We start from the raw sequence: 3,082 nt of genomic DNA on the forward strand, positions 1-3,082 counted from the left end.
AAACTTTTCTGACTTTTCTTCAGCCATTTATGAATGTTTGAATGATGCCCATTTGAAACATAAAAAAGAACTGGATTCCTTGCTGACTCTACGATTTCAGAAGTTTAATAAATCTCAGATTATGAACGTCTAAAGTATATGTGAAAGACCCGGAATTGCTATTAGTCGCAACGAGACCTGCCATAGCATCGTATGCGAAATAATAGTCAGTACCAACCTGGGTCAGATAAACGTTATCCACACCCTCGGCCCCAATGTCACCCGATACGTACGTAATTTTTTTGTCCCCCTGAACAAGAGCATTTCCGCTCGTCCATTCCGTCCAAGTTAAGGTCGCGGCACTCGCACTGGTAGCGGCAAACACCGAGCCGGCGAGAACCCCGATGGCTAGAGAGCCGGAAGCAAAGGTTTTGGTTAATTTGTTGGTTGTCATCATAACTGAATTCTCCAGCTTTACACTGTTGGATAAAATCAAAGTCAAGAAAAGTTCTAAAAACGTTAAGTTTTCTCGATATAGCGGTTTTTAGTGCAATAATGTCCAGTAGGTCTCCTTATAGATAGGCTTTTCAGCGTCTCAATCGGGTATCACTTCTGGGAAAACTGCTATATAACTTTTCTTAACTTGATCTAGGTACAACGGAACCTCCAAAAAAAACCAGGTGTTTTAGGAAAAATCTGGCATTCTGTAATAAAACTTAACATTTAGGTTCTTCAGTTTGTGCAAGGCAATGGACGGGGTTAAGTAGGGAGGCACAATTATTTGTAGGATGGGTTAGCGGTAGCGTAACCCATGCAGGCGTTGGGTTTCATGCTTCAACCCAACCTACGTTCATCTTATATTTAATTCCACCCACCCACTTAAGTAGGGCTTGCTGAATAAATGTGAAATGTAGGCAAGGTAAGGGTTTTGTGGCTTTTCTTGCGAAACAGGTGCAAGATTTTGAGAGAATCGTCGTTCAAAACCTTGCGTTTTCATCGGCCCGCGTCCTCTAGGGGCGAAGCATTTGGGCATAACCTATCGCTGAAACCGGAGATTTTCTATCCGAATGCTTCGCCCCTACTTTTTGCCGCAAACCCTACTTAGGGTCTTTTTTCGCTCCCACAGGTGCAAGATTTTGAGAGAATCATGTTTCAAAACCTTACATCTTCATCGGCCCGCGTCCTGTAGGGGCGAAGCATTTGGGCATAACCTATCGCTGAAACCGGAGATTTTCTATCCGAATGCTTCGCCCCTACTTTTTGCCGCAAACCCTAATTAGCAAAGGTTTAACTGTGCCACACAGGTGTGAGAACCGCTATAAATCTGGTTATTAAAAACGGTTCTTCGTTACTTGGTATGGTTCGGTAGGGTGTCATAAATCGACTAAATCCTTATCTGGCAAGAGATTTAATTGATTAGTTCGCTCTAGAGCGAAAACAATTGACAAAAATCTCAGCAATGTCTCTCTCTATAAGGGTTTCATCTCTTATAATCCTGTATGTTGCATAAGACAAACCGAAGAGCCAATTTTTCAGAACGATTCAAGTCCCCCTTGAAAAGGGGGATTTAGGGGGGCTCCCCCCGCCTATCGGCACCCCCCTTATTAAGGGGGACAGGGGGGATCAAACGACCCGTTGATTAAAAACAAAAATTATGTGCCGGGCTGTGCTACAATCAACGCTTAAAGAAAAAGCTAAAAGCTAGAAAACCAAACAGGGCATCTAACCTTTAGCTATTCTTGTTCAACGTCACAGTTATCAATGTGTACAAGACATTGGTAACTGTTATTTTTGTTTCTTGAAGCGGGAAACCAATCCTAAACCACCCACTGCCAGAAGTCCGAGGATAGTACCCGGTTCGGGAACGCTTTGGCGGAAAGAATTTTGCAATTGGAATAGACCTTCAGTGCCAGGATTAGTATTAACTAGGGTATCTGTGACGGTCAACTTTTTGATGGGGGCGATAGGTACGAAACCGACAGCAGGATCCGCTGAGCCGTTAGTTGAAGTTAAGGTGAGCCCAGGTATCTCAGCAAATGTCTTGGTTACAGTCCCGTAGTTGGATGATACGTCTGAATCCAGGTCAACCCCGGTAATATACTTGTTGGGGTCAGTCACCTCGATTGTATATGTGAAAGACCCCCCGGGACCCATATTGGCATCAGGGGAACCTAGAGTCGTGGCATCGTATAGGAAATAATAATGATCACCCATGTTGACCAGCTCAACATCATCCAGAGGGTTGGCCCCAATGTCACCACCGACGAACTTAACTATTTTGTCCCCGACCTCAAGAGCAGTTCCGCTCGTCCATTCCCCCCAAGTTAACATGCTGGCGGCACTGGCACTGGTAGCGGTAAGCACCGCGCCAGCGAGAACCCCAATGGCTAGGGAGCCAGAAGCAAAAGTTTTGGTTAATTTGTTGGTTGTCATCATAACTGAATTATCCAGCGTTAATTGTGTGTACTATAGCCATCAAAAGAAGTTAAGCAAGCGTTAAGCTCGCTGATAACTTTTTGTGTGACCTGACATAATTATAGCGAAACTTTTCAAAAAAAACAGGTGTTTTAGAACAGGGTTAGCGCATCTCCAACGCTATTGACCATTGACCAATTTGGTCATCCGCTTGCTGTGTGGGCATTTCAAGTGATACCAGTCAATCAAAACAGTTAGGAATTCTTAACATTTGGTCGATTTTTGCTTAACAATTGAGATGGCAAATTCTCCTCAAATATTCCTGAATCACCCTCTGGGTAAGCAACTCACATAAATCAAGTTCATTTTGTTAACGATTGTTAAGATGCGCTTCGCTTACCCTGTGTTTTAGAAAACTTTTTTTCGGCAATATTTAGCTATTTTTTGTCAAATTTATAGGGGTTTTTCTTGAACATAACTACCCAAAAGTTGACAAATATACCCAAGATTTTCTGGTCAAAGTTGGACAAATAAACAGGCTCTACTTAAAAAAAAATCTCTCAAATTGTTACAAAACTTAATCAAGAACGTAGGTTGGGTTGAAGCATGAAACCCAACGCCCGCATGGGTTACGCTACCGCTAACCCATCCTACAAATAATTGTGCCTCCCTACTTAGTTCAAAAAAA

General features: G+C 42.9%; 2 protein-coding genes and 1 pseudogene. 1 reads left to right on the top strand and 2 read right to left on the bottom strand.

The features are described from left to right. Positions 1-133: pseudogene (locus IM509_RS15625) on the top strand (IS630 family transposase); the annotation flags it as partial. On the opposite strand, the gene IM509_RS15630 reads toward IM509_RS15625, so the two are convergent. Continuing rightward, positions 89-436, bottom strand: a complete 348-nt coding sequence (locus tag IM509_RS15630) for a hypothetical protein (RefSeq protein ID WP_287717138.1) — start codon at positions 434-436, stop codon at positions 89-91. The pseudogene IM509_RS15625 and the gene IM509_RS15630 overlap by 45 nt on opposite strands. A 1,328-nt stretch (positions 437-1,764) precedes the next feature. Next, complete coding sequence (locus IM509_RS15635; RefSeq protein WP_185237992.1) at positions 1,765-2,415, bottom strand: PEP-CTERM sorting domain-containing protein; 651 nt, start codon at positions 2,413-2,415, stop codon at positions 1,765-1,767. Positions 2,416-3,082 lie beyond the last annotated feature (667 nt).

It is taken from the genome of Microcystis sp. M31BS1, assembly GCF_020245285.1.
Lineage (GTDB): Bacteria > Cyanobacteriota > Cyanobacteriia > Cyanobacteriales > Microcystaceae > Microcystis > Microcystis panniformis.